Annotated in this window: 25 protein-coding genes; 17 read left to right on the plus strand and 8 right to left on the minus strand. The window is 71.8% G+C overall.

The window, feature by feature from the left end; translation table 11 throughout:
• Window positions 1-12 precede the first annotated feature (12 nt).
• Genes ASE25_RS18765 through ASE25_RS18800 form a run of 8 tightly spaced genes read left to right on the plus strand, consistent with a single transcriptional unit; the run spans window position 13 to window position 7,088 of the window.
• Window positions 13-837 carry a metalloregulator ArsR/SmtB family transcription factor gene (locus tag ASE25_RS18765; protein ID WP_056776771.1) on the plus strand — a complete coding sequence of 275 codons (825 nt, stop codon included), beginning with the start codon at window positions 13-15 and terminating at the stop codon, window positions 835-837.
• Window positions 834-2,255, plus strand: coding sequence for a Fe-S cluster assembly protein SufB (sufB, locus tag ASE25_RS18770; protein ID WP_020144124.1), 1,422 nt, complete (start codon window positions 834-836; stop codon window positions 2,253-2,255). The genes ASE25_RS18765 and sufB overlap by 4 nt, the downstream gene beginning before the upstream one ends.
• 8 nt (window positions 2,256-2,263) lie before the next feature.
• A complete protein-coding gene (gene sufD, locus ASE25_RS18775; protein ID WP_200959180.1) occupies window positions 2,264-3,547 on the plus strand; it encodes a Fe-S cluster assembly protein SufD in 1,284 nt (427 codons plus the stop codon).
• 3 nt (window positions 3,548-3,550) lie between these two features.
• Complete coding sequence (sufC, locus tag ASE25_RS18780; RefSeq protein WP_020144126.1) at window positions 3,551-4,327, plus strand: Fe-S cluster assembly ATPase SufC; 777 nt, start codon at window positions 3,551-3,553, stop codon at window positions 4,325-4,327.
• A 5-nt stretch (window positions 4,328-4,332) separates the two neighbouring features.
• Window positions 4,333-5,637, plus strand: a complete 1,305-nt coding sequence (locus ASE25_RS18785) for an aminotransferase class V-fold PLP-dependent enzyme (protein WP_056826992.1) — start codon at window positions 4,333-4,335, stop codon at window positions 5,635-5,637.
• Entirely contained in the window at window positions 5,637-6,119 is a 483-nt protein-coding gene (gene sufU, locus ASE25_RS18790; RefSeq protein ID WP_056776777.1) for a Fe-S cluster assembly sulfur transfer protein SufU, read from the plus strand. Before ASE25_RS18785 ends, sufU begins: the two co-directional genes overlap by 1 nt.
• A complete protein-coding gene (locus ASE25_RS18795) occupies window positions 6,116-6,442 on the plus strand; it encodes a metal-sulfur cluster assembly factor (protein WP_020144129.1) in 327 nt (108 codons plus the stop codon). The genes sufU and ASE25_RS18795 overlap by 4 nt, the downstream gene beginning before the upstream one ends.
• Window positions 6,443-6,461: 19 nt before the next feature.
• Entirely contained in the window at window positions 6,462-7,088 is a 627-nt protein-coding gene (locus ASE25_RS18800; protein ID WP_056776780.1) for an acVLRF1 family peptidyl-tRNA hydrolase, read from the plus strand.
• On the opposite strand, the gene ASE25_RS18805 is transcribed toward ASE25_RS18800, so the two are convergent.
• A complete protein-coding gene (locus ASE25_RS18805; RefSeq protein WP_056826993.1) occupies window positions 7,081-8,037 on the minus strand; it encodes a neutral zinc metallopeptidase in 957 nt (318 codons plus the stop codon). The two genes, ASE25_RS18800 and ASE25_RS18805, sit on opposite strands and share 8 nt — an antisense overlap.
• Window positions 8,038-8,163: 126 nt before the next feature.
• The gene (locus ASE25_RS18810; RefSeq protein WP_056826994.1) at window positions 8,164-9,147 is read right to left on the minus strand and encodes a YafY family protein; all 984 of its coding nucleotides are present in this window, start codon (window positions 9,145-9,147) and stop codon (window positions 8,164-8,166) included.
• Window positions 9,148-9,296: 149 nt separating this feature from the next.
• Between ASE25_RS18810 and ASE25_RS18815 the strand changes: the two genes are divergently transcribed.
• Window positions 9,297-10,055 carry a DinB family protein gene (locus tag ASE25_RS18815; protein ID WP_056826995.1) on the plus strand — a complete coding sequence of 253 codons (759 nt, stop codon included), beginning with the start codon at window positions 9,297-9,299 and terminating at the stop codon, window positions 10,053-10,055.
• 19 nt (window positions 10,056-10,074) lie between these two features.
• Here the strand turns inward: ASE25_RS18815 and ASE25_RS18820 are convergent, their stop codons facing one another.
• Window positions 10,075-10,428: a VOC family protein gene (locus ASE25_RS18820; protein ID WP_056826996.1), complete on the minus strand. Its 354-nt coding sequence runs from the start codon at window positions 10,426-10,428 to the stop codon at window positions 10,075-10,077.
• Between the two features lie 41 nt (window positions 10,429-10,469).
• Window positions 10,470-10,772 (minus strand): helix-turn-helix domain-containing protein, encoded by a 303-nt coding sequence (locus ASE25_RS18825; RefSeq protein WP_056826997.1) that lies wholly within the window; start codon window positions 10,770-10,772, stop codon window positions 10,470-10,472.
• Window positions 10,773-10,847: 75 nt separating this feature from the next.
• Between ASE25_RS18825 and map the strand changes: the two genes are divergently transcribed.
• Complete coding sequence (gene map / locus ASE25_RS18830) at window positions 10,848-11,630, plus strand: type I methionyl aminopeptidase (RefSeq protein WP_056826998.1); 783 nt, start codon at window positions 10,848-10,850, stop codon at window positions 11,628-11,630.
• Between the two features lie 73 nt (window positions 11,631-11,703).
• Here map and ASE25_RS18835 read toward each other — a convergent pair whose 3' ends face one another.
• The 4 genes from ASE25_RS18835 to ASE25_RS18850 all read right to left on the minus strand — a co-directional run bounded on the left by ASE25_RS18835 (window position 11,704) and on the right by ASE25_RS18850 (window position 17,219).
• Complete coding sequence (locus ASE25_RS18835) at window positions 11,704-12,720, minus strand: alanine racemase (protein WP_056826999.1); 1,017 nt, start codon at window positions 12,718-12,720, stop codon at window positions 11,704-11,706.
• A 6-nt stretch (window positions 12,721-12,726) separates the two neighbouring features.
• On the minus strand, window positions 12,727-13,845 hold the full coding sequence (locus tag ASE25_RS18840) for a peptidoglycan bridge formation glycyltransferase FemA/FemB family protein (RefSeq protein WP_056776803.1): 1,119 nt from the start codon (window positions 13,843-13,845) through the stop codon (window positions 12,727-12,729).
• A gap of 119 nt (window positions 13,846-13,964) precedes the next feature.
• A complete protein-coding gene (locus ASE25_RS18845) occupies window positions 13,965-16,658 on the minus strand; it encodes a hypothetical protein (protein ID WP_056827000.1) in 2,694 nt (897 codons plus the stop codon).
• Between the two features lie 45 nt (window positions 16,659-16,703).
• On the minus strand, window positions 16,704-17,219 hold the full coding sequence (locus ASE25_RS18850) for a helix-turn-helix domain-containing protein (RefSeq protein WP_056827001.1): 516 nt from the start codon (window positions 17,217-17,219) through the stop codon (window positions 16,704-16,706).
• Window positions 17,220-17,276: 57 nt separating this feature from the next.
• Here ASE25_RS18850 and ASE25_RS18855 point away from each other — a divergent pair, with 57 nt between their 5' ends.
• From ASE25_RS18855 to ASE25_RS18885, 7 genes are all read left to right on the plus strand, one after another.
• Entirely contained in the window at window positions 17,277-18,758 is a 1,482-nt protein-coding gene (locus tag ASE25_RS18855) for an MFS transporter (protein WP_056827046.1), read from the plus strand.
• Window positions 18,759-18,800: 42 nt separating this feature from the next.
• Complete coding sequence (locus tag ASE25_RS18860) at window positions 18,801-19,973, plus strand: MerR family transcriptional regulator (RefSeq protein ID WP_056827002.1); 1,173 nt, start codon at window positions 18,801-18,803, stop codon at window positions 19,971-19,973.
• Window positions 19,970-20,290 carry a hypothetical protein gene (locus ASE25_RS18865; RefSeq protein ID WP_056827003.1) on the plus strand — a complete coding sequence of 107 codons (321 nt, stop codon included), beginning with the start codon at window positions 19,970-19,972 and terminating at the stop codon, window positions 20,288-20,290. Before ASE25_RS18860 ends, ASE25_RS18865 begins: the two co-directional genes overlap by 4 nt.
• Before the next feature lie 29 nt (window positions 20,291-20,319).
• Window positions 20,320-21,918 carry an ABC-F family ATP-binding cassette domain-containing protein gene (locus ASE25_RS18870; protein WP_056827004.1) on the plus strand — a complete coding sequence of 533 codons (1,599 nt, stop codon included), beginning with the start codon at window positions 20,320-20,322 and terminating at the stop codon, window positions 21,916-21,918.
• Between the two features lie 45 nt (window positions 21,919-21,963).
• Window positions 21,964-22,677: a hypothetical protein gene (locus ASE25_RS18875; RefSeq protein ID WP_082622987.1), complete on the plus strand. Its 714-nt coding sequence runs from the start codon at window positions 21,964-21,966 to the stop codon at window positions 22,675-22,677.
• An 89-nt stretch (window positions 22,678-22,766) separates the two neighbouring features.
• Window positions 22,767-22,979 (plus strand): hypothetical protein, encoded by a 213-nt coding sequence (locus tag ASE25_RS18880; protein WP_056776819.1) that lies wholly within the window; start codon window positions 22,767-22,769, stop codon window positions 22,977-22,979.
• A 40-nt stretch (window positions 22,980-23,019) separates the two neighbouring features.
• Window positions 23,020-23,793 carry an enoyl-CoA hydratase/isomerase family protein gene (locus tag ASE25_RS18885; protein WP_056827005.1) on the plus strand — a complete coding sequence of 258 codons (774 nt, stop codon included), beginning with the start codon at window positions 23,020-23,022 and terminating at the stop codon, window positions 23,791-23,793.
• Window positions 23,794-23,823 lie beyond the last annotated feature (30 nt).

The raw sequence follows: 23,823 nt of genomic DNA on the forward strand, positions 1-23,823 counted from the left end.
CGTCACAATGGTGTGGTGTTTATCGGAGCGCACGCCCCGCGTGAGACGAAGGACGGCGAGGACGGCCAGCACGTCTCGCCGCTCGAGTCGCGCACGCGCTCGCGGGTGCTCCACATGGTCTCTGCCGACGGCCCGATCTCGGCCGCCGAGCTCGGGCGTCATCTCGACCTGACACCGGCTGCCGTGCGTCGTCACCTCGACGCGCTCGTCGAGCAGGGCGCCGTCGTCCCGCACGAGCCCACCGGTGGTCGCCGCGGCCGTGGACGCCCTGCTCGCGCCTACGTCGTGTCCGACGCCGGCCACAACGCCCTCGAGGCCGACTACGACTCGCTCGCCGTCGAGGTGCTGCGCTACCTCCAGGAGCACGCGGGACCCGCGGCCGTCGGCGACTTCGCCCGCAGCCGCGTCGGCGCGCTCGAGGAGCGGTATGCCGCCCGGCTCGCCGCCGCCGGCGACGACCCCGCCGCGCGCACCGAGGCCCTCGTCGAGGCGCTGAGCGAGGACGGCTTCGCCGCCACCGCCCGGCCCGTCGGCGCCGGCGGCCTGACCGGCGTCCAGCTGTGCCAGGGCCACTGCCCGGTGCAGCACGTCGCCACCGAGTTCCCGGCCTTCTGCGAGGCCGAGACCGACGCGTTCTCCCGGTTGCTCGGGGTGCACGTCCAGCGCCTCGCGACCCTCGCGGGCGGACACCACGTCTGCACGACGTTCGTCCCGACCGGTGGGATCGGCTCCCGCCCCCGGAAGACCACGCAGCCCTCGGGTGTTGACCCGGAGGCTGCCCCACCTCGTTCGAGCACCACCGACACGCTCACGCACGTCAAGGAAGGTTCCTCATGACCACGCACATCGAAGAGCTGAACCCCGGCCTCAAGGGCATCGGCACCTACGAGTACGGCTGGGCCGACAGCGACGTGGCCGGGTCCACGGCGCGTCGAGGGCTCAACGAGGACGTCGTGCGCGACATCTCGGCCCGCAAGAGCGAGCCGGAGTGGATGACGAAGCTGCGCCTGAAGAGCCTCAGCCTCTTCGGCAAGAAGCCCATGCCCTCGTGGGGCTCGGACCTCACCGGCATCGACTTCCAGAACATCAAGTACTTCGTGAAGTCGACCGAGAAGCAGGCCGCCACGTGGGACGACCTGCCAGAGGACATCAAGAACACCTATGACCGTCTGGGCATCCCGGAGGCCGAGAAGCAGCGCCTCGTCTCCGGTGTCGCAGCCCAGTACGAGTCGGAGGTCGTCTACCACCAGATCCGTGAGGACCTCGAGGCCCAGGGCGTCATCTTCCTCGACACCGACACGGCCCTGAAGGAGCACGAGGACCTCTTCCGCGAGCACTTCGCGACCGTCATCCCGGCCGGCGACAACAAGTTCGCCGCGCTCAACACCGCCGTGTGGTCGGGGGGCTCGTTCATCTACGTCCCCAAGGGTGTCCACGTGGACATCCCGCTCCAGGCGTACTTCCGCATCAACACCGAGAACATGGGCCAGTTCGAGCGGACGCTGATCATCGCCGACGAGGGTTCCTACGTGCACTACGTCGAGGGCTGCACCGCCCCGATCTACAAGTCGGACTCGCTCCACTCGGCCGTCGTCGAGATCATCGTCAAGAAGAACGCCCGCGTGCGCTACACGACGATCCAGAACTGGTCCAACAACGTCTACAACCTCGTCACGAAGCGCGCGACCTGCGAGGCCGGCGCGACGATGGAGTGGGTCGATGGCAACATCGGCTCCAAGGTGACGATGAAGTACCCCGCCGTCTTCCTCATGGGCGAGCACGCCAAGGGCGAGACGCTCTCCATCGCCTTCGCCGGCGAGGGCCAGCACCAGGACACCGGCTCCAAGATGGTCCACGCGGCTCCCAACACGAAGAGCTCGATCATCAGCAAGTCGGTCGCCCGTGGCGGCGGCCGTGCGAGCTACCGCGGCCTCGTGCAGGTGCTCGAGGGCGCGTCGCACTCGGCCTCGACCGTGCGTTGTGACGCCCTGCTCGTCGACACGATCAGCCGATCCGACACCTACCCCTACGTCGACATCCGCGAGGACGACGTCTCGATGGGACACGAGGCCACGGTCTCGAAGGTGTCCGAGGACCAGCTCTTCTACCTCATGTCGCGCGGCATGGCCGAGGACGAGGCCATGGCGATGATCGTGCGCGGCTTCATCGAGCCCATCGCGCGCGAGCTGCCCATGGAGTACGCCCTCGAGCTCAACCGCCTCATCGAGCTGCAGATGGAAGGAGCCGTCGGCTGATGAGCCTTCTGGCTGACACGACCACCGACATCCCCGAGACCCAGCAGAGCGAGACCACGGTGCCCGACGCCGCCCCCACCACCACCGTCGCCGCCCCCGGCGCGGCCGCCCACACCGACTCCGCCGCGGCCTTCGTGCCCGACCAGTCGCGTGCCGAGCGCACGGCGTCCTTCGACGTCGCCGCCTTCCCGATCCCGTCGGGTCGCGAGGAGGACTGGCGCTTCACGCCCGTCAAGAAGCTCGCCGGCCTGCTGGCCGAGGGCGCGACGGGCAGCCTCGACTGGAGCACGTCGCTCCCCGAGGGCGTCACGACGTCGATGATCACCTCCGAGCAGGCCCAGGCCCTCGGCGTCCTGCCGCCGCAGGACCGCGCAGCCGTCGTGGCCGGCGCGGCCGCGGGCGGCGCCGTGCTGCTCGACATCCCGGCCGAGGCCGAGCTCGACGAGCCCGTACGCCTGTCGCTCGTCGGCCGTGGCGGTGAGCCCGTGCACGGTCACCTCGTCGTGCGCGCCGGCCGCTTCTCCAAGGCGACCGTCGTCGTCGAGCACACGGGCTCAGCCCGCTACGCGCAGCTCGTCTCGGTCGTCACCGGTGACGGATCCGACCTCACCGTGGTGTCGGTGCAGCGCTGGGCCGACGACGCCCAGCACCTGGCCCAGCACGACGCCCTCGTCGGGCGCGACGCCCGCTTCAAGCACCTCTCGGTGTCGCTCGGCGGCGAGGTCGTCCGGGTCAACGCCAACGTGCGCTACGCCGGCCCGGGTGGCGACGCGACGCTGCTCGGCGTCTACTTCGCCGACGCCGGCCAGCACCTCGAGCACCGCTCGTACATCGACCACAACGCACCGCACTGCAAGAGCCGGGCCACCTACAAGGGTGCGCTCCAGGGTGAGACCGCCCGCACGGTGTGGGTCGGCGACGTGCTCATCCGCGCCGAGGCCCAGGGCACCGACACCTACGAGCTCAACCGCAACCTCGTGCTGACCGACGGTGCCCGCGCCGACTCGGTGCCGAACCTCGAGATCGAGACCGGCGAGATCGAGGGTGCCGGACACGCCTCTGCGACAGGCCGGTTCGACGACCTGCAGCTCTTCTACCTCCAGTCGCGCGGCATCAACGAGGACGAGGCGAAGCGCCTCGTCGTGCGCGGCTTCTTCGCCGACATCATCCGCGAGATCCCGCTCGCCGACCTGCGGGACGAGATCACCGCGGCGATCGAGGACGAGCTCGCGTCGACGGCCTACGCCGCTCCCACCCAGCACACGCCCAGCATCACGAACAAGGAGAACTGACCCATGAGCACGCTCGAGATCAAGGGACTGACGGTCTCGGTCGAGACCGAGGACGGCCCCAAGGAGATCCTGCGCGGGGTCGACCTCACCGTGAAGTCGGGGGAGACGCACGCGATCATGGGGCCCAACGGCTCCGGCAAGTCGACGCTGGCCTACAGCATCGCCGGCCACCCGAAGTACACCGTCACCGGCGGCACCGTGACGCTCGACGGCGAGGACGTCCTCGCCATGAAGGTCGACGAGCGCGCCCGTGCCGGCCTCTTCCTCGCGATGCAGTACCCCGTCGAGGTCCCCGGTGTCACGGTGAGCAACTTCCTCCGCACCGCCAAGACGGCCATCGACGGCGAGGCGCCCAAGCTGCGCACGTGGGTCAAGGACGTCAAGGCCGCCATGGGCAACCTGCGCATGGACCCCGCGTTCGCCGAGCGCAACGTCAACGAGGGCTTCTCCGGTGGCGAGAAGAAGCGCCACGAGATCCTCCAGATGGAGCTGCTGCGCCCGAAGGTGGCCATCCTCGACGAGACCGACTCCGGCCTCGACGTCGACGCGCTCAAGATCGTCTCCGAGGGCGTCAACCGGGCCAAGGACTCGAGCGACCTCGGCGTCCTGCTCATCACGCACTACACGCGCATCCTGCGCTACATCAAGCCCGACTTCGTGCACGTCTTCGTCGACGGCAAGGTCGTCGAGGAGGGTGGCCCGGAGCTGGCCGACCGCCTCGAGGACGAGGGCTACGACCGCTACCTCACCGCGGCCCCGGCCGCGGCGGTCGAGGCCTGAGCCGAATGGCCGACGTCCTGCCCTTCACGGACGGGGAGCTCGCCGCGATCCGCGGCGACTTCCCCATCCTGACGCGCACGGTGCGCGACGGCAGGCCGCTCGTCTACCTCGACTCGGGGGCGACGTCGCACAAGCCGACGCCGGTCCTCGACGCCGAGCGCGCGTTCTACGAGCAGCACAACGCCGCGGTCCACCGCGGCGCGCACCAGCTCGCGGAGGAGGCGACCGACGACTTCGAGGCCGCCCGCGCGACCGTCGCGTCGTTCATCGGGGCGCCTGCTGACGAGGTCGTCTTCACGAAGAACGCCACCGAGGCGCTCAACCTCGTCGCGTACGCCTTCTCCAACGCGGCCCCGACCGACGACCCCAAGGACGAGCGTTTCGTGCTCGGTGCCGGTGACGAGATCCTCGTCACCGAGATGGAGCACCACGCCAACCTCGTGCCCTGGCAGGAGCTCGCCCGTCGCACGGGTGCGACCCTGCGCTGGGTCCCGGTGGACGCGGACGGCGCACTCGACCTGTCCGGGCTCGACGAGCTGCTCACCGAGCGCACCAAGGTCTTCGCGTTCACGCACGTGTCCAACGTGCTGGGCACGGTCAACCCGGTCGCCGACCTCGCCGCCCGCGCACACGCCGTGGGAGCGCTCGTCGTCGTCGACGCATGCCAGTCGGTGCCGCACCTCGCGGTCGACGTGGCCACGCTCGGCGCGGACTTCATCGCTTTCAGCGGCCACAAGATGTACGGCCCGATGGGGGTCGGCGTCCTCTGGGGTCGCGCCGAGCTGCTCGAGGTCATGCCACCGTTCCTCACGGGCGGCTCGATGATCGAGCTCGTCACGATGGAACGGTCGACCTACGCCCCGGCGCCGCAGAAGTTCGAGGCCGGCGTGCCCAACGCCGCCCAGGCGGTCGGCCTAGCGGCCGCCGTCCGGTGGATCGAGGGTCTCGGCATCGACCGCATCCACGCGCACGAGGCCGCTCTCGTCGACCTGCTCCAGCGCGGTCTGTCCGAGCGCCCGTGGGTGCGTGTCGTGGGTCCTGCGGTCGGCACGCCACGCGGCGGTGCCGTCGCGTTCGTCGTCGACGGCGTGCACGCCCACGACGTGGGCCAGGTGCTCGACGACGCCGGGGTGGCCGTACGCGTGGGCCACCACTGCGCGTGGCCGCTGCACCGGGCTCTCGGGGCCACCGCGACCACCCGTGCGTCGTTCGCCGTCCACAACACCGTCGCCGAGGTCGAGGCGCTGCTCGCGGCGCTCGACCGGGTGCCCGTCGTCTTCGGGCTCGACACCGAGAGGGAGGCGAGCTGATGGACCTCTACCAGGAGCTCATCCTCGAGCACTCCAAGCGCCCGCACCACGCGGGCCTGCGCGACCCGTTCGACGCCGAGGTGCACCACATCAACCCGACGTGCGGCGACGAGGTGACCCTTCGGGTCGACGTCTCCGGCACGGGTGCCGAGGCGGTCGTGACCGACGTCTCCTACGAGGCGCAGGGCTGCTCGATCTCCGTCGCGAGCGCGTCCGTCCTCGCCGAGGAGGTCATCGGCCACCGCGTCGACGAGGCCCTCGAGACCTTCGAGGCGATGCGCGCCATGCTGACCTCCCGAGGCCAGGTGGCCGGTGACGAGACCGTCATCGGTGACGGCGTCGCCTTCGCCGGCGTCTCGAAGTACCCCGCGCGCGTCAAGTGCGCCCTGCTCGGCTGGTCCGCTTTCACCGATGCCCTCGCCCGAGCCGGTGTCGACATCTCTTCCACGAGTTCCACCTCCCCCCAAGGAGTTTCGTCATGACCCAGACCACCACCCCGCCCAACGTGGCCGACGTCGAGGAGGCCATGCGCGACGTCGTCGACCCCGAGCTCGGCATCAACGTCGTCGACCTCGGCCTCGTCTACGGCATCACCGTCGACGCCCAGTCGCACGCCGTCATCGACATGACGCTGACGTCTGCCGCGTGCCCCCTCACCGACGTCATCGAGGACCAGACCGCTCAGGCGCTGGAGGGGCTCGTCACCACGCACCGCATCAACTGGGTGTGGATGCCGCCGTGGGGTCCCGACAAGATCACCGAGGACGGCCGCGAGCAGCTGCGCGCCCTCGGCTTCAACCTCTGAGCCAGCAGCACCCGCGCTCGTGACGACGCGCGTCATCGAGGTCGACCCCGTGCGGTTCGACCGTTGGATGGCGGGCTTCGCCGAGCGGCACGGCACCTACGACGCCGCCGAGGAGTCCACTCCCGGCGGCGTCGTCGTGTCCGCCCGCGCCGCCGACGGATCCACCGTCGTGGCAACGCCGTTCGCCCACGAGCCCCTCGGTGTCATCCTCGTCAGGCGCGGTGGGTATGCCGTGGGGCTGGCCTCCGCCGGTGCCTTCACCGCCTCGAAGGTCGGGACGCGCCACGTGCAGTCACGCACCGCAGCGGGTGGGTGGTCGCAGCAGCGCTTCGCCCGCCGACGGGGGAAGCAGGCCGACGAGCTCGTCGATGCCGTTGTCGGCCACGCGCGACGGGTGCTCCTCGGGGACGACGAGTCACCCGCGACGGGAGCAGACGGCATACCTCATGCTCTGGTCGTCGGCGGGGACCGCACGCTCGTGCGCGAGGTCCTCGACGCCGGAGCCCTGCGGGCCCTGGCGGGGCTGCCGATGCGGGAGCTCTACGACCTGCCCGACCCGAAGCGCGACGTGCTCGAGACCGCGCTGCGCCGTGGGCGAGCCGTGCGCATCGAGCTGGACGAGGCGCCGCCGGGTGGCGTCAGCTGACGGTGTCGACGCCGAAGGTGTTGCACTGGTTGAGGTCGCCGGTCTGGTAGCCCTGCAGGAACCACTTCTGGCGGGCCTCCGACGAGCCGTGCGTCCAGTTCTCGGGAGTGACGCGACCCTGCATCTTCTTCTGGATGCGGTCGTCTCCGACGGCTGACGCGGCCGAGAGCGCGGACGTGATGTCCTGCTCGGTGATGGGCTTGAGCAGTGGGGTGCCGTCGGCGTCGGTCGTCTCGGTCGCGTGCTTGACCCACGTGCCGGCGAGGCAGTCGGCCATGAGCTCGATGCGGACGGCGCCGGAGTTGGGGCCCTGGGGGTCCTGCTGCGCCCGGTCGAGGATGCCGAGGAGGTCCTGCACGTGGTGGCCGTACTCGTGCGCGATGACGTACTCCTTGGCGAGCTGGCCGCCGTCGGCGCCGAACTTGCTCTGCAGCTCCTCGAAGAAGCTCGCGTCGACGTAGACCTTGGCGTCGAGCGGGCAGTAGAACGGGCCGACTTGCGAGTTGGCGGTGCCGCAGCCCGACGGGGTCTGGCCCTGGTAGATGACGGTCTTCACCGGCTCGTAGTTCATCTGATATTTCGGCAGCGTCTTGCCCCAGTAGTCCTGGACGCTGTTGACCGTCGCGATGATGAGGCAGACGTCGTTCTTGTTGGCGTCGGCGCCGGTCTTGCACTGGGAGAACTCGCCCTGGTCGACCTGGCCCGCGGCCGCGACCTGGCTGCTCTCGAGCTGCTGGGACGGGAGGCCACCGGCGCCGGTGCCGGAGTCACCGCCGCCACCGAGGATCTTGCCCCCGCCGAAGATGAGCATGAGCACGAGCAGGATGAGGCCGCCGATGCCTCCGCCGACCTGGATGCCGCCGGGGAAGCCTCCGCCTCCGCCGCCACCTCCGCTGCCGCCGCTCTGCACCTGGGAGGTGTCGAGCTGGGCGCTGTCGTTGAAGCTCATCTGCCGCTCCTCGGGTCGGGACCGGGGGCCTCCCCGGTCCGGTCGAGATCACCCTAGTGCGCGGGGACCTGTGGACGTCGGCTGCTGCACGGCCGCCGTGACGGTGTCGTACCCGCTGGGGGCGGGTCAGCGATCGGCGGGATCGTTGGGGGTGGCGTCGACGGCGCCCGCCGACTTCACGAGCCGCGCGGCAAGGTCCTCGGTGGCCTGGACGAGCGCGGGGGACCCGATCACCTCGAAGGTCAGCGGGGTGACGGCGAGCTGGCGGGCGTACCACTCGGGCTCGTCGGTCGTGGCCCTCAGCCGGACGCCGCCCTCGACCGGCTCGAGCCGTCCGAGGCTGCGCGGGATCCATCGCGTGGCCTCGTCGAGGTCGGCCCGGAGGAGGACGTCGACGTCGTGGCGCCAGCCCTGGGAGAGGTGCTCCTCCAGCGTCCGGAGGGCGTCCAGGTCCTCCGGGGGGTCGAAGGTCACCGACGTCGTGAAGACCGACCGGACCCGGTCGACGCGCAGGGCGCGCTGGGCGTCGCTCGTCTGCGACCAGCCGAGGAGGTACCAGCGGCCGTGACGCAGGACGACGGCCCACGGATCGATCTCCATGGGCCGCTCCCGGCCGTCCTCGAGGCGGTAGTCGAGGCGCACCCGGCGCGACCTCGTGCACGCCTCGACGAGCTGGGCCGTCGCGGCAGGGTCGACGCGCAGGCTCGGGTCCGGAGGGGGCCCGGTGACCCGGCGGACCGCCCGCACCGGTTCGGCGACCTGCTGGGGGAGCACGCGCAGGATCTTGGACAGGGCGGCCCCGACGAGCTCGGTCGGGTCAGCGGCGCCGCGGTGGCCCTCGAGCACGGCCATGACGAGGCCGAGCGCCTCGGCGGCCGTGAACATCAGTGGCGGCAGACGGAGCCCACGGCCGACCCGGTAGCCGCCGTGTGGGCCGGTCACCGACTCGATGGGCAGGTCGGCCTCGCGGAGGATCGCGACGTAGCGACGGGCGGCGCGCTCGGAGACCCCGAGGTGGTCGCCGAGCCGCTCCGCCGTGATGCCGGGGCTGTCCTGGATGGCCTCGAGGGCGAGAAGGGCCCGTGCCGTGGGACTCGTGTCGTACCGCACACCTCTCACCTCCCGGACGCCGACCGTCCGGGACGACGATATCGCCCGGCGGTGACGGTCGAGCTCGTCGACGTGGGTCCGATCCCGACCCGAGCCGTGCTCGATCGGTAGTCTGAGCCGTCCTGCGCGGCGTACGACGAGGAGACGTCATGGCAACCTTCGGCTCGACCGACGACCTGCACGGAGCGGAGTTCGTCGACACGGACCTGCGCGGCGCGCGCTTCGTCGGCGCCGACATCTCCGGCGTCGTCATGCGCGGCGTGCAGGCGGAGGGCGTGGAGATCGATGCGCCGTGGCTCTTCGACGGCGAGAACGTCCTGCTCGTCAACGGCGTCGACGTGGTCCCGCTCGTCGATGCCGAGCTCAACCGTCGTTTCCCCGGACGTGCCGACCGGCGGGCGACCGATCCGGAGGGACTCGCCACTGCCTGGGACCGGCTGGAGCGCACCTGGGCCGCCACGCTCGCGCGTGTCGACACCATGCCGTCCGGCACGGTGGACGTGTCGGTGGCCGGCGAGTGGTCGTTCGCCCAGACGCTGCGGCACCTCGTGCTGGCGACGGACACGTGGCTGCGCAAGGCGATCCTCGGGGAGGAGCAGCCCTACCACCCCTACGGGTTGATCGACGTTGCGACCGCGGACGACGGCTTCGACGTGACGGTGCTCGCGCAGGACGCACCGTCCTACGGCGAGGTCCTCGAGGCGCGGGCAGGCCGCGTCGCGATGGTGCGCGACGTCATCGCGGGCGTCACGCCCGAGCTGCTCGCGTCGTCCCGACCGAACCCGCACGACCCCGCCCACCCCGAGACGGTGCTCTCGTGCCTGCACACGATCCTCGAGGAGGAGTGGGAGCACCACCGCTACGCCGTGCGCGACCTCGACGTCATCGAGGGGAGCGAGGGCGCCTGACCGGTGGCCCGAGCCGTCGTCAGCTGGGCTGCCACAGCTCGATCCTGTTGCCCTCCGGGTCCGTCACCCAGCCGAACCGCCCGACGCCCGCCAGGTCCTGGCTCTCGGCGTCGACCTCCGCCCCGGCGGCGCGCAGCTGGGCGAGCATGGCGTCCAGGTCGCCGACCCGGACGTTGAGCATCACCTGCTGGGTACGGGCGCCGAGGTAGTCCGTGTCGGCCGGGAACGCGGCGAACACGGTCGGCCCGGCCTCCTGCTGCCACAGTCCGTTGGCGTCGAAGTCCAGTCCCAGGACCTCGCGGTACCAGGTGCTGATGGCCGTGGGGTCCGCAGCCCTGAGGAAGTAGCCGCCGATGCCGAGGACGCGTTCCATGCCGACAGCATGGCAGGGCCGGCGGTCGTCGGCCCGAGGGCCTACGAGGCGATGCGGTCCCGACGGTCGGGACCGGAGCCCCGTGGGGCCGCGCCGGCCTCGGGCGGGCTGATCTCGGCCCACACGGCATCGAGGGACAGGCCGAGGACCTCGGCGATCGCTGCGATCGTCGGGAAGGCCGGGGTGGCCACGCGGCCGGACTCGATCTTGCGGAGGGTCTCGGGGGAGATCCGTGCCTCGAGGGCGGTCTCGAGCATCGTGCGATCCCCGCGGGCCCGACGCAGCAGGGAGCCGAGGCGCTGTCCGCGCTCGACCTCCGCGGGTGTGAGCGGCAGCCTGACCATGACCACGATCCTAGACCGGGATAACATGGCCGGGATAGTTATTGGTCGCACCGCAGCCGCATCGAAAGGCGCCGCATGATCGAGATCCTCAGCCCCTCCGAGCTGCCCCGCGCGAGGGCCGCCGGAGCTCTCGTCGCCGACATCCTGCAAGACCTCAAGGGCCGCGCTGCCGTGGGCACCAACCTCCTGGACATCGACGGCTGGACGAAGGCCATGATCCTCGAGGCGGGAGCCATGTCCTGCTACGTCGACTACGCGCCGTCCTTCGGGCGGGGCCCGTTCGGCCACTACATCTGCACCTCGGTCAACGACGCCGTGCTCCACGGGCTGCCTCACGACCGGTCGCTCGCCGACGGCGACCTGCTGTCGCTCGACCTCGCCGTGAACCTGGGCGGGGTCGTCGCCGACTCCGCGATCAGCTTCGTCGTGGGCGGGTCCCGGCCTCCGGAGAGCGTCGCGATGATCGGGGCCACCGAGCGTGCGCTCGCCGCCGGCATCGCCGCGGCCGGGCCGGGCGCCCGTGTCGGGGACCTCTCGTATGCCATAGGCTCGGTGCTCTCCGACGCGGGCTACCCGATCAACACGCAGTTCGGCGGCCACGGCGTCGGGTCGACGATGCACCAGGACCCGCACGTGTCGAACACCGGCCGCCCGGGCCGCGGCTACACGCTGCGCCCCGGACTCCTGCTCGCCCTCGAGCCCTGGGTCATGGCCGGCACCGCCGAGCTCGTGACCGATGCCGACGGGTGGACGCTCCGGAGCGCCACCGGCAGCCACACGGCCCACAGCGAGCACACGATCGCCATCACGGACGACGGCGCCGAGGTCCTCACGATCCCGACGACGGCGCGGCCCTAGTTCCGACCCGCATGGACGCGTCGGCGTCCGCGGGACGTCCGCGAGGCGTCCCTCCTGCCGTCGCTGTGCTGTGTCAGGAGACGACGACGGCGTCCGGGTTCGTCGTCGTCAGGCGCATCCGGACCGGGACGACGTCGCCGATCCGTGGGGGAGCGACGCCGGCCGGCAGCACGAGCAGGCTGCACTGCATGTGCGGCGGCTCGGCGAAGCGCGGCATGACGCCCGACACCGTGAAGGGCGACCGCACCCGGTGCGCTGCCTCGAGCACACCCTCGGTGACGGCGATGGCACGCGACCGTGCCGTGGCGGCCGACGACGGGCTCTCCATGGCGACGCCGTGCGACGTGCCGCCGCTGACGACGACGAGGTGGCCCGCGGCGACCGCTCGCTGTCGGTAACCGACTCGCGTGCCCTTGGTGACGGGGCGCACGTCGAGCACGTGCGCGCGGACCTCGTAGGAGCCGTTGTCGGCGTACCAGAGGTCGGTGCCGATGCGCGGCCGGAACTCGTGCTCGGGGAAACGCGCTGCGAGAGCGGCGAGCTCGGCTGGCGAGACGTGCGACACGAACCACGTGCGCACGCCGGGGACCGCGGCGATGAAGCGCGAGATCTCCTCGACGTGGCCGGTCCCGAGCGGCAGGTGCAGCGTGACCCCGACCGCGTCGGCGGCGCCGGCCAGACCGGCCACGTCGGCGACGGGCGTGCCGTAGCGGTTCATCGACGTCAGGCCCTCGACGACGACCCGTGCGTCCGAAAGCACCTCGCGAAGGCTCCCGAGGTCGGACTCGGTCGTCACGGTGTGCACGACGCGGCGGTTCGCGAGGTCGGGCAGGTCGGCGTGGACGGCCGCACGGTAGGGCTCCATGACGAGCACGTCACCGCCGAACGCGCCCAGCGCAGAAGGCAGCTCGGCGTAGGTGCCGATCGCGACCATCGGCACCCCGAGGCGGGCGGCCTCGGCGCAGAGGAGGTCACGACCGAAGCCGTAGCCGTTGCCCTTGACGACGGGGACGACGCCGGGGTGCTCGGCGACGAAACGGTCGTGGCCGGCACGCCAGCGCTCACCGTCGACGTGGAGGACGAAGGACACGGCCGATCACCGCCGCTTCATGTAGAGGTCGAAAGCCTTGTAGAGCAAGCGGTTCAGCGGCAGGTCCCACTCGCCGGCCAGCCGCACGGCCTCGCCACCGGTGCCGACCTTGAAGCGGATGAGCCCGATGTGCGCGTTGGCCTCGTCGACGGTGTTGGTGATGCCGCGCAGGTCGTACACGCCGGCGCCGGCTGCGATCGAGTCCTGCATCATCCGCCACTGGATGGCCGTCGAGCCCTGCAGCTCTCGCTTGGCCGAGGTCGACGCGCCGTAGGAGTACCAGGCGTGCTCTCCGACCCGGATGAAGATCGTCGCCGCGAGGACGTCGCCCTCGTGCTCGGCGAGGTAGACGCGGATCCGCTCGGGGTCCTCGGCCGACAGCGCGGCGTACATCTGCTCGAAGTAGGCGAGACCACGCGGCGTGAAGCGGTCGCGCTCGGCCGTCTCGACGTAGGTGCGGTGGAAGGCCGGCAGGTCGGAGGCGTCCCCGACCCGGACCGTGACGCCGTTCTTCGCGGTCTTCTTGATGTTGCGGCGCCACAGCTGGTTCATGCCGGCGAGCACGTCGGCCTCGGTGCGGCCCGCGAGCGGCACCTGGAAGACGTACTCCGGCTGACCGGCGGCGAAGCCGTCGTCGGGGCTGAGGTGGCGGAAGCCCAGCCGTTGCAGCTCGGCGACGACCGCTGTGCCCACCGGCTCGACGACGTCGGGCGTCGCGTCGTCGTAGCGGCGGATGTCCGGGTCGCCGATGGCCGCCTTGATCGTGGCCGTGCGCCAGCGGTGCGTCGCCACGGGCGGCCCGAGCCTCAGCGCGAAGGCACCCTTGGCCTTGAGGTGGTCGCGGAGCGCGCGGAGCAGCTCGACGAGACGCGGTGAGGCCCAGTCGATGCACGGACCCTCGGGCACGTAGGCCAGCGACTGCTTCAGGCGTGGGAGCGAGCGGTGCAGCACGAGCGCGGCGCCGACCATCTCCTCGCCCTCGAACCAGCCGACCGACTCGGCGCGCCACTCCTTCTTGACGTCGGCCCAGGCCGGCGTCTGGAGGAAGCTCGCCGAGGGCTGGGATCGCAGCCAGGCGAGGTGCTCGGCTGCGGAGATGTCACGAACGGAGATGGGCGCGTTCACGCTGGCTCACGCTACCCGAGCGCGGCGGGTCACCCGACACGCCTCGCCCGCCGGACGGCATACGCCCTCTGCGACCCGCCGGGCACGCCCGGACCGACCGAGGACGTATGCCGTGTCGCTCAGGCCCAGCCCATGGTGCGCGGGTCGGGGGGCAGCCGCGGGTTGAGCAGGTGCGCGACGAGGGCGGTCCACCCGGTCTGGTGCGTCGCGCCGAGGCCCTCGCCGGTGTCGCCGTCGAAGTACTCCGAGAACGTCGGGTGCGCTGACCACAGCGGGTCCGGCGAGGACTCGATGCGTTTGCCGTCGGAGGGGCGGCGGCCGTCGACGGGGCGGAAGAGCGCCGTCAGGCCGCCGTCGATGACGTCGGCCGCCTCGTCGAGCGTGCGCCAGTCGCCCGAGCCGGTCGGGATCTCGATCCGGAAGTCGTCGCCGAAGTAGCGGCCGTAGGTGCGCAGCTTGTCCGCGAGCAGCACGTTCGTGGGGAACCAGACCGGCCCGCGCCAGTTGGAGTTGCCGCCGAACATGCCGGTGCGCGACTCGCCCGGCTCGTACTCGATCGAGACGGTCTCGCTGCCGAGCGTCGCCGTCACGGCCTGGCGCGTCGCGGCGGACAGCGACCGGATCCCGTAGGGGGACAAGAACTCCTCCGAGTCGAACATCCGCTCGAGGATGCGGCGCAGGCGCTTCGGCGGCACGAGCGTGAGCAGCATCTTGCCGTCCTCGCGGGCGAGCATCGGCTTGACGAGCTCGGGCCGGCGCTGCTGGAGCCACTGGAAGCGGCTCGTCACGTCGGGGCACTCGTCGACGACCCACGAGGGGATCTCCGTCGCACCGAGGATCGGCAGCAGGCCGACCATCGAGCGCACCCGCATGTGCGGCGCGCGCCCGTCGGGCTGCACGAGGACGTCGTAGTAGAAGCCGTCCTCCTCGTGCCACAGCGACTTGTCGCTGGACCCGAAGTGCCGCATCGCCTGGGCGATCGAGAGGAAGTGCTCGAGGAACTTCGTCGCGACGTCGTCCCACGCCTTGTCGGTGCGCGCGAGCTCGAGGGCGATCTTGAGCATCTGCTGGCAGTAGAAGGCCATCCAGCTCGTCGCGTCGGACTGCTCGAGGCGGAAGCCCGGCGGCAGGGGAGCGGAGCGGTTGAACAGGCCGATGTTGTCCATCCCGAGGAAGCCGCCCTCGAAGAGGTTGGAACCGTTGGCGTCCTTGCGGTTGACCCACCACGCGAAGTTGAGCAGCAGCTTGGTGAAGACGCGGACGAGGAACTCGCGGTCCCGGTAGCCGTCGATGCGGTAGACGTGCCAGGCCGCCCACGCGTGGACCGGCGGGTTGACGTCGCCGAACTCCCACTCGTACGCCGGGAGCTGGCCGTTCGGGTGCATGGCCCACTCGCGGCACATGAGGAGCAGCTGCTCCTTGGCGAACTCCGGGTCGACGTGGGCGAGCGGGATCGTGTGGAACGCGAGGTCCCACGCCGCGAACCACGGGTACTCCCACTCGTCGGGCATCGAGATGATGTCGGCGAGGGCGAGGTGCTTCCAGTGCTCGTTGCGGCCCTTCCTGCGCGACTCGGCCACCGCCGGGCCGACGGGGTCGCCGTCGACCCACTGGCGCACGTCGTAGCGGTAGAGCTGCTTGCCCCAGAGGAGGCCGGCGTACGCCCGGCGCGCGACGTGGCGGTCGGCCTCGTCGAGAGAGGCGTCGATGACGTGCCCGTAGAACTCGTCGGCCTCGGCCGACCGGGAGCCGAGCACCTCCTCGAACGGCTCGCCGAACCACTCGATCCCGGGGTCGCCGGTCGCGAGGCGCAGGTCGACCGTGACGGTCTCACCCGGCTCGACGGCGTCGAACCGGTACCAGAACGAGCACTTGCTGCCGTAGCCGCCGGGGTTGACGGCCTGGGTGCGGCCGTGGACGACCCGCTCGTTGATCGAGTCCTTCGGGTAGAGCGACTGGTTCGCGAGCGCCCGGTCGCCGAAGACGTGCCGGGCGTTCGTCTCGTTGTCGCAGAAGAGCGTCGTGGGGGAGCCGGACGCCGCAAGGACGTAGCGGCCGAGGAAGCCGTGCGTCACCTCGGCGGCGCGGTAGCCACGCGTCGGGCGACCGTTGCGGCGGATCTCGCGCAGCTCGGTGACGCGGTCGTCGACGCCCCAGGACCAGGTGTTGCGCAGCCAGATCGTCGGCAGCACGTGGAGCGGCGCGGCAGCCGGCCCGTGGTTGGTCGCCGAGATCCGGATGCACATGTCGTCGGGCCCGGCCTTGGCATACGTCATCGTGACGTCGAAGAACTCGTGGTCGTCGAGGATGCCCGTGTCGCCGAGCTCGAACTCCCTTTCGTCGCGGGTGCGCTCGCGGTTCTCGCGCCGCAGCTGCTCGTAGGGGAACTCGGCCTGCGGGTAGCGGTAGAGCCACTGCATCCACGAGTGCGTCGGGGTGCCGTCGAGGGCCCACCAGTACTCCTTGGCGTCCTCGCCGTGGTTGCCCTCCTCGTTCGTCAGGCCGAAGAGGCGCTCCTTGAGGATCGGGTCCTTGCCGTTCCACAGGGCGACGGAGAAGTTGAGGAAGCCGAAGCGGTCGCTGATGCCTCCGAGCCCGTCCTCGCCCCAGCGGTAGGCGCGCGACACGGCCTGGTCGAAGGGGAACTCCGACCACGCCTTGCCCTCGGCCGAGTAGTCCTCGCGGACCGTGCCCCACTGCCGGCCGGAGAGGTAGGGGCCCCAGAGGCGCCACGGGGCGTCGTGGCCGGGGGAGTCGATGAGCCGCGCGTGCTCCGCACTGAGCGGTTCACCCGGGGGCAGGGGGCTGTTCATGGGGAACATCGTGCTGCATCGATGTGTCTCCCGCGTTACGCCCCCTCACTCGCGCAGCGGCGCCAGCAGGCGGTGGGGCTCCCGGAGCCTCGCGGACAGCGGGTTGGCGGGCGGGTCCGTGCCGGCTCCCGGTCCGGGCCGGGTCTCGAGCTCGGCCGCGGGTGGTGTCGTTCCGCAGACGGGGCAGCGACCGAACACGTCGACGTCGGCGTCGCAGGGCACGTGGCGGAAGAGCCGCCGCGGCCCCCGCGTGGACGTCGTGGCGTCCCCCCAGCGCATGAGGGCGTGGACGGCCGGCCAGAGCGCCTCGCCGGAGGGGGTGAGGACGTATGCGTCGTGTCCGCCGTGCATCCGGCGCTCGAGGACGCCGGCCTCGACGAGCGATCCGAGCCGTTGGCTGAGGACCGCCTTGGAGATGTCGAGGCGGCGCCGGAAGTCGCTGAAACGGGTGACGCCGAGGAAGGCGTCGCGCACGAGCAGCAGCGACCACCGCTCGCCGACGACCTCGAGTGCCTTGGCGAGCGAGCAGTCCTGTCCGCTGTAGTCCGTCCCGAGTGCCATGGAATGAAGGTACGCCTTGGTCTGTTCAACAGACCAATCGAGACCATGGAGGACGTCATGAGCCGCATCCGGCAGGCAGCACCCGATACGACGACGCGCGGGGCGACCGCGCCCCGAACCGGAGAGCAGGCCCGGCGGGCGCTCGCCGTGGCCGCGGTGGGCACCGTCCTGGCCCTCGTCGCCTTCACGGCCCCTCTGGCCACGGTCGGTTCGGTCACCGCGGCGCTCGGGTCGGACGTCGCCGGACGCACGTGGATCCTCAGCTCGATGGGCATCGGGCTCGGGGCGGCACTGCTGACGACAGGGACCCTGGCCGACGACCGCGGTCGGCGTCGCGTCCTCGTGGGTGGCCTGGTCGTCCTTGCCGCATCGAGCCTCGCCGCCGCTCTCGCCGGAGGCACGCTCGTGTTCGTCCTCGCCCGGGTCGGCCAGGGCATCGGCGCCGCGGCGGTCATCGCGGCGAGCCTGGGCCTCGTCGCCCACTGGTTCGAGCCCGGGGCGGCCCGGGCGGCCGCGAGCGGGGTGTGGGGTGCGAGTGTCGGAGGCGGCATCGCCCTCGGCCCGCTCGTCGCGAGCGCCTTCGACCGCTGGGCGTCGTGGCGCGACACGTACGTCGTCCTCGCCGTGGCGGCGCTCGGCCTGGCCGCAGTCGCACGACGCCGGCTGGACGAGACCCGGTCGCACGAACGTCGACCGCTCGACGCGTGGGGCGCGACGCTGCTCGCCGTTGCGACCACGGGCTTCCTCGCGGCGCTCGTCGAAGGGCGCAACGGGTGGGGCCGGCCGGAGGTCCTCGTCCTGCTCGGTCTCGGCGCGGCCTCGGCTGCCGCGTTCGTGGTGGCCGAGCGGCGCACGTCCTTCCCGATGGTCGACCCGTCCCTCTTCCGTGACGGCCGGTTCGTCGCCGCGAGCGCGGCTGCGCTCGCGACCGGTGCCGGCGCGATCGGCCTGCTGTCGTTCCTCCCCGGATTCCTCGCGCTGGCTCTCGGTCTGCCCCCGACGACCTCCGCCGTCCTCTTCCTCGCCTGGTCCGGGACGAGCGTCGTGTTCGCCCTCGTGGCCCGGCGGCTGCCGGCCGGGTGGTCCGGCAGGGCGCAGCTGGCGGGTGGGCTGGTCGTCGTGGCCGCAGGTCAGCTCGCGCTGTCGGGGATCACGCCCGGGTCCTCCTGGGCCCGGTTCCTGCCCGGGCTGCTCGTCGCCGGGGTGGGTAGTGGGGTCCTCAACGCCGCTCTCGGGCGTGAGGCCGTCGCGAGCGTGCCGCCGGGGCGGGGCGGGATGGGTAGCGGCGCGAACAACACGGCCCGCTACCTCGGCTCGTCCATCGGGGTCACGGTGGTCGCCGTCGTCGTCGCGGCGCACGCGGGGACCGGCTCGGGGGCGTCGGGGCTCGTGGCCGGTTGGAACGTCGCGGCCTGGGTGACCGCCGGCATCTCGCTCGCCGGGGCCGTCGTCGTGGGGGCCACGACGGTGACGGATGGACGACGGGCGGACGCGGACGCGGACGCCGTCGCGGACGCCGTCGCCGACTCGACCCACTGACCGCTTGACCTTCGACCCGGTCGAGGGCCCAGTCTTCTCGTCATGCCCGCCGAGCCCGAGCCCGCTGCCGTCGACGACCGCCTCCTGACGATCGGGGAGGTCGCCCGTCGGAGTGGCCTCACCGCCAGCGCGCTGCGCTTCTACGACCGAGAGGGCGTCCTCGTCCCGGCCGACGTGGACGCCCTGACGGGCTACCGGAGGTATGCCGTCGCGCAGGTGCGCGCCGCCCGTCTCCTCGCGTCGCTGCGCCGGGTCGGTATGCCGCTCGCCGAGGTCGCGCTCGTGCTCGACGAGGACGCGCGGGGTGCGTCCGGAGCCGCCGCGGACGTCGTCGCCGCCCACGAGCAGCGCCTGGTCGACGGGTTGGCGGATGCCCGGCGCGAGATCGTGCGCACCCTGGCCCTCCTCGCCGAGCGCGACCACGCGGGCTCGGAGGCCTGTCGGGTCACGGTCCGTGCCGGTGATCTCGCCGCGGCCCTGGGCGCGGTCCGGTTCGCCGTGGCGCCGGGGGAGCCGGTGGCGGGCGCCCCCGACGGGGTGGACCTGCGCGTCCTGACGGGGATCCTCGTCGAGGTGTGCGGCGCCGAGGTGCGGTGCGTCGCCACCGACCGCTACCGCCTCGCCGTCGGGTGGGCTCCCGTCGTCCTCCCACCGACGGCCTCGCCGGACCACCCGGTGTCCGCCGTCGTCCCGCTCGGCTGGGCCGACCGGGTCGCCGAGAGGTGCGGCCGCATCGACGCGGACGCCGTGGTCGAGCTCGACGTGCGCCCGGGGCGGGTGGGTGCGCTCGTCGACGGTGAGCTGGCCGCGACCCCGGTGGTCGCCGGCTCGTTCCCCGACTACCGCAGCATCGTGGCCACCGACCCGGGTCGGGATGCCGTCGACGCCGACGGCCTGCAGGCTCGCTTGCCGGTGGAGGCGCAGACGGTCGGCCTCGTCGTGCGTGACGGCTCGGTCCACGTGGCCGAGCCGCATGGCGTCGGTGCCGGTGACGCAGCCGTCTTCGTCGACCCCGAGTTCCTCCACGAGGCGCTCGCCGTCGCGGGCGCCCGGCCGACGCTCGTGCTCGACGGTCCGCACCGCCCCCTGGCGATCCGCGGTGACGGGGCGGGCTTCTCCGTCCTCATGCCCGTCGCGCCCCTGGTTCGAGGTGATGGCGTCACCGACGTGCCTGACGCGATCACCTCGAACGGAGAGGGTGCCGACCCGGCATGAGCGTCCTCGTCCACCTGTGCCGCGGCTGCGGCCACCAGCAGGCGTGGCATGAGTCCGGGAACGGCGGCTACACGCCGTGCCGGTGCTGCCGGACCGGTTCGGCCGACCCCGACCCGACCCCGACGCTGCTGCCGACCGTGACCTCGCCCGGCGGCATACGCGAGCAGCTCTGGGAGCCCGGCACCCAGCGGAACGTCGGCACGATGCACGCCTCCCGCACGTGCGGGTGCGCGGCCTGCCACGAGGTCGCCGCACGGATAACGCGTCGAGAGCACCCCTTCGCGGCTCCTAGACTGGAGGGGTTGTCCGGCCGCTGACGTAGTGCGGCACCGATAGGAGGAATGCCGTGATCGTCGCCACCGGGATCGAGCTGCGCGCTGGGGCGCGCCTGCTCGTCGAGGACGCCAGCTTCAGGATCGACGCGGGCGACCGCATCGGCCTCGTCGGACGCAACGGTGCCGGCAAGACCACCCTGACCAAGGTGCTCGCCGGGGAGGGCCAGCCGGCCGCGGGCACGGTGACCCGCACGGGCGCCGTCGGCTACCTGCCGCAGGACCCCCGCACCGGCGACCTCGACATGCTCGCCCGCGACCGCATCCTCTCCGCCCGCGGCCTGGACGCCATCGTGCGCCAGCGGTCCGAGGCCGAGGCGCGGATGGGCAGTGACGACGAGAAGGTTCGCGACAAGGCGATGCGGGCCTACACCCGGCTCGAGGTGGAGTTCGAGGCCCAGGGCGGGTATGCCGCCGAGTCCGAGGCCGCGTCCATCGCCAGCGCCCTCAACCTCGAGGAGCGGATCCTCGGCCAACCGCTCGGAACCCTCTCGGGTGGCCAGCGTCGCCGCGTCGAGCTGTCGCGGATCCTCTTCTCCGGCAACGAGACCCTGCTCCTCGACGAGCCGACCAACCACCTCGACGCCGACTCGATCATCTGGCTGAGGGAGTATCTCCGCGCCTACAAGGGCGGGCTCATCATCATCAGCCACGACGCCGAGATGCTCGACGCCGTCGTCAACAAGGTCTACCACCTCGACGCGAACCGCTCGGCCCTCGACGTCTACAACGTCAGCTGGAAGACCTACCTCCAGGCACGCGAGACGGATGAGAAGCGCCGCCGCCGCGAGCTGCAGAACGCCCAGAAGAAGGCCGGCGCGCTCATGGCGCAGGCCGACAAGATGCGCGCCAAGGCCACCAAGGCGACGGCGGCCCAGAACATGGCCAAGCGCGCCGAACGACTCCTCGCCGGCGTCGAGGGCGAGCGGGTCCAGGACAAGGTGGCCAAGCTCCGCTTCCCCAAGCCGGCCGCCTGCGGCAAGACCCCCCTGCGCGCGTCGGGACTCTCCCGCTCGTACGGCTCGCTCGAGGTCTTCACCGACGTCGACCTCGCCATCGACCGCGGCAGCAAGGTCGTGGTGCTCGGCCTCAACGGTGCCGGCAAGACGACGCTGCTGCGGATGCTCGCCGGCGTCGACACCCCCGACACCGGCGAAGTCGAGCCCGGTCACGGGCTGCGCCTCGGCTACTACGCCCAGGAGCACGAGAACCTCGACGTCGGTCGCACGGTCCTCGAGAACATGAAGTCGGCGGCGCCCGAGCTCGGCGAGACCGAGGTGCGCAAGGTGCTCGGCTCCTTCCTCTTCTCGGGCGACGACGTCCACAAGCCCGCGGGCGTGCTCTCGGGCGGCGAGAAGACGCGCCTGTCGCTCGCCCTGCTCGTCGTCTCGGCGGCCAACGTGCTGCTCCTCGACGAGCCCACGAACAACCTCGACCCTGCCTCGCGGGCCGAGATCCTCGGGGCCCTGTCGACCTTCGAGGGTGCCGTCGTGCTCGTCACCCACGACGAAGGGGCCGTCGAGGCACTCGAGCCCGAGCGCATCCTGCTGCTGCCCGACGGCGTCGAGGACCTCTGGGGACCGGACTACCTCGACCTCATCTCGCTCGCCTGAGCCTGTCGGCACCCGGCGCGGGGCGCCACTGGCTACGTTGGCGCCATGACATCGAGCGCGGGGCGACGACGGCGCCGTGAGCCACGCTCGAGCGCCGGCGAGAACCGCCTGTGGCCGGCGCTCGCGGTCGTCGTGGCAGCGCTGGCCTACGCCGTACTGCCGGAGAGCCTTCTCGTCGGCCCCCGGCTGGCCATCCCCGCCCTCGAGCTCGTGCTGCTCGGCGCGCTCGTCGTGACGAACCCTCGCCGCCTGGTGCGTCAGACGCGCTGGTCCCGCGGCGTCTCCATCGCCCTCGCGTGCGTGGTCATCGCGACGAACCTCTTCGCGCTCGGCATGCTCGTGCGGAGCCTCACCTCGTCCGAGCCGGGCGGCCTGCCCTTGCTGCTGGCCGGCATGCAGGTGTGGCTGACCAACGTCATCGGCTTCGGCCTGCTCTTCTGGGAGATCGACCGTGGGGGACCGGTCGCGCGGCACACGGTCGTGCGCGACCGGCTCCCGCCGGCCGACTGGCGCTTCTCGCAGGACGAGAACCAGGACGCGATCACCGAGGTCGCCGCGACCTCGAGCGCCCGGAGCAACTGGCGGCCGGAGTTCGTCGACTACCTCTACGTGTCCCTGACGAACTCGAGCGCGTTCAGCCCCACCGACACGATGCCGCTGTCGGCCCGGGCCAAGTCCCTCATGGGTCTCGAGGCGACGGCCGCGCTGCTCACGTCCTTGCTCGTCGTGGCCCGAGCGGTGGGTGCCCTGGGGCAGTGAGCCCGCCTCCGGCATACATAAGCAAATAGTTGGGCTCACATAATGGACGGTTATTGTATCTGGGTGTGTCGATCGGGACACTGTGTGCCATGCCCAGCGACCACCACCTCACCTGCCCGTACTGCTCGGGCGAGGACCTGACGCCGTTCCCGGACCCCACCTCCGCGTGGTCGTGCCTGGACTGTGCGCGCGTCTTCCGGGTCGAGCTGGTCCAGCCTGCGTCCGTGACTGGATGGGGTGTCCTGCGCGTCGTCCCGCCTGCGACGGTCGGTCGCGGGGTCGTTCCGGCGGTCGCGGCCTGAGCCCGACGACCTCGCCGTGACCCACGGGTAGCCTGCGTCCATGACGCATCCGCACCTCGTCGTCGAGACCGACGGACCTGTCCGCACCCTCACGCTCGACCACCCGGAGAAGCGCAACGCGCAGACCCCGTCACTGTGGGCGGCGCTCGCCGACGAGGCGCGGTCGGTCCCCGAGGACGTACGCGTCGTCGTCCTCCGCGGGGCCGGTGACGCCTTCTCCGCCGGCATCGACACCGCCATGTTCACCCCGGAGGGGGTGCCCGGGGAGGTGAGCGTCGCCCAGCTCGCCGCGGGAGGCCCGGAGGCCGTCCAGCGCGGGATCGCGGCCTACCAGGAGGGCTTCACCGCGTGGGCGGAGTGCCCGGCCGTCGTCGTGGCGCAGGTGCACGGCTACGCGATCGGCGCCGGCTTCCAGCTCGCGCTCGCGGCCGACCTGCGCGTCGCGGCGCTCGACGCGTGGTTCGCCATGCGCGAGACGAGCCTCGGTCTCGTGCCAGACCTCGGGGGCACCGGCCCGCTCGTCCACCTCGTCGGCTACGCCCGGGCCCTCGAGATCTGTGCGACGGGGCGCAAGGTCTCGGCGCCCGAGGCGCACGGCATCGGACTCGTCGGCACGCTCGCACCGGCGGCCGACCTCGAGGAGGTGACCGGCTCCCTCGTCGAGGCGCTGCTCGCAGCGCCGGCACCCGCGCTGCGAGCGCTCAAGCCGCTGCTGCGGGGCGCGATGGACGGAGACCGCGACGGGCAGCTCGCCCGCGAGCGGGAGGCCCAGACGGGGCTGCTCCAGGCGATGCTCGGCGGTTTCGGCGCCTGAGTCGCGCCCCGGCCCCGGCTGATCCCGGCC

The organism is Terrabacter sp. Root85, assembly GCF_001429185.1.
Taxonomy (GTDB): domain Bacteria; phylum Actinomycetota; class Actinomycetes; order Actinomycetales; family Dermatophilaceae; genus Terrabacter.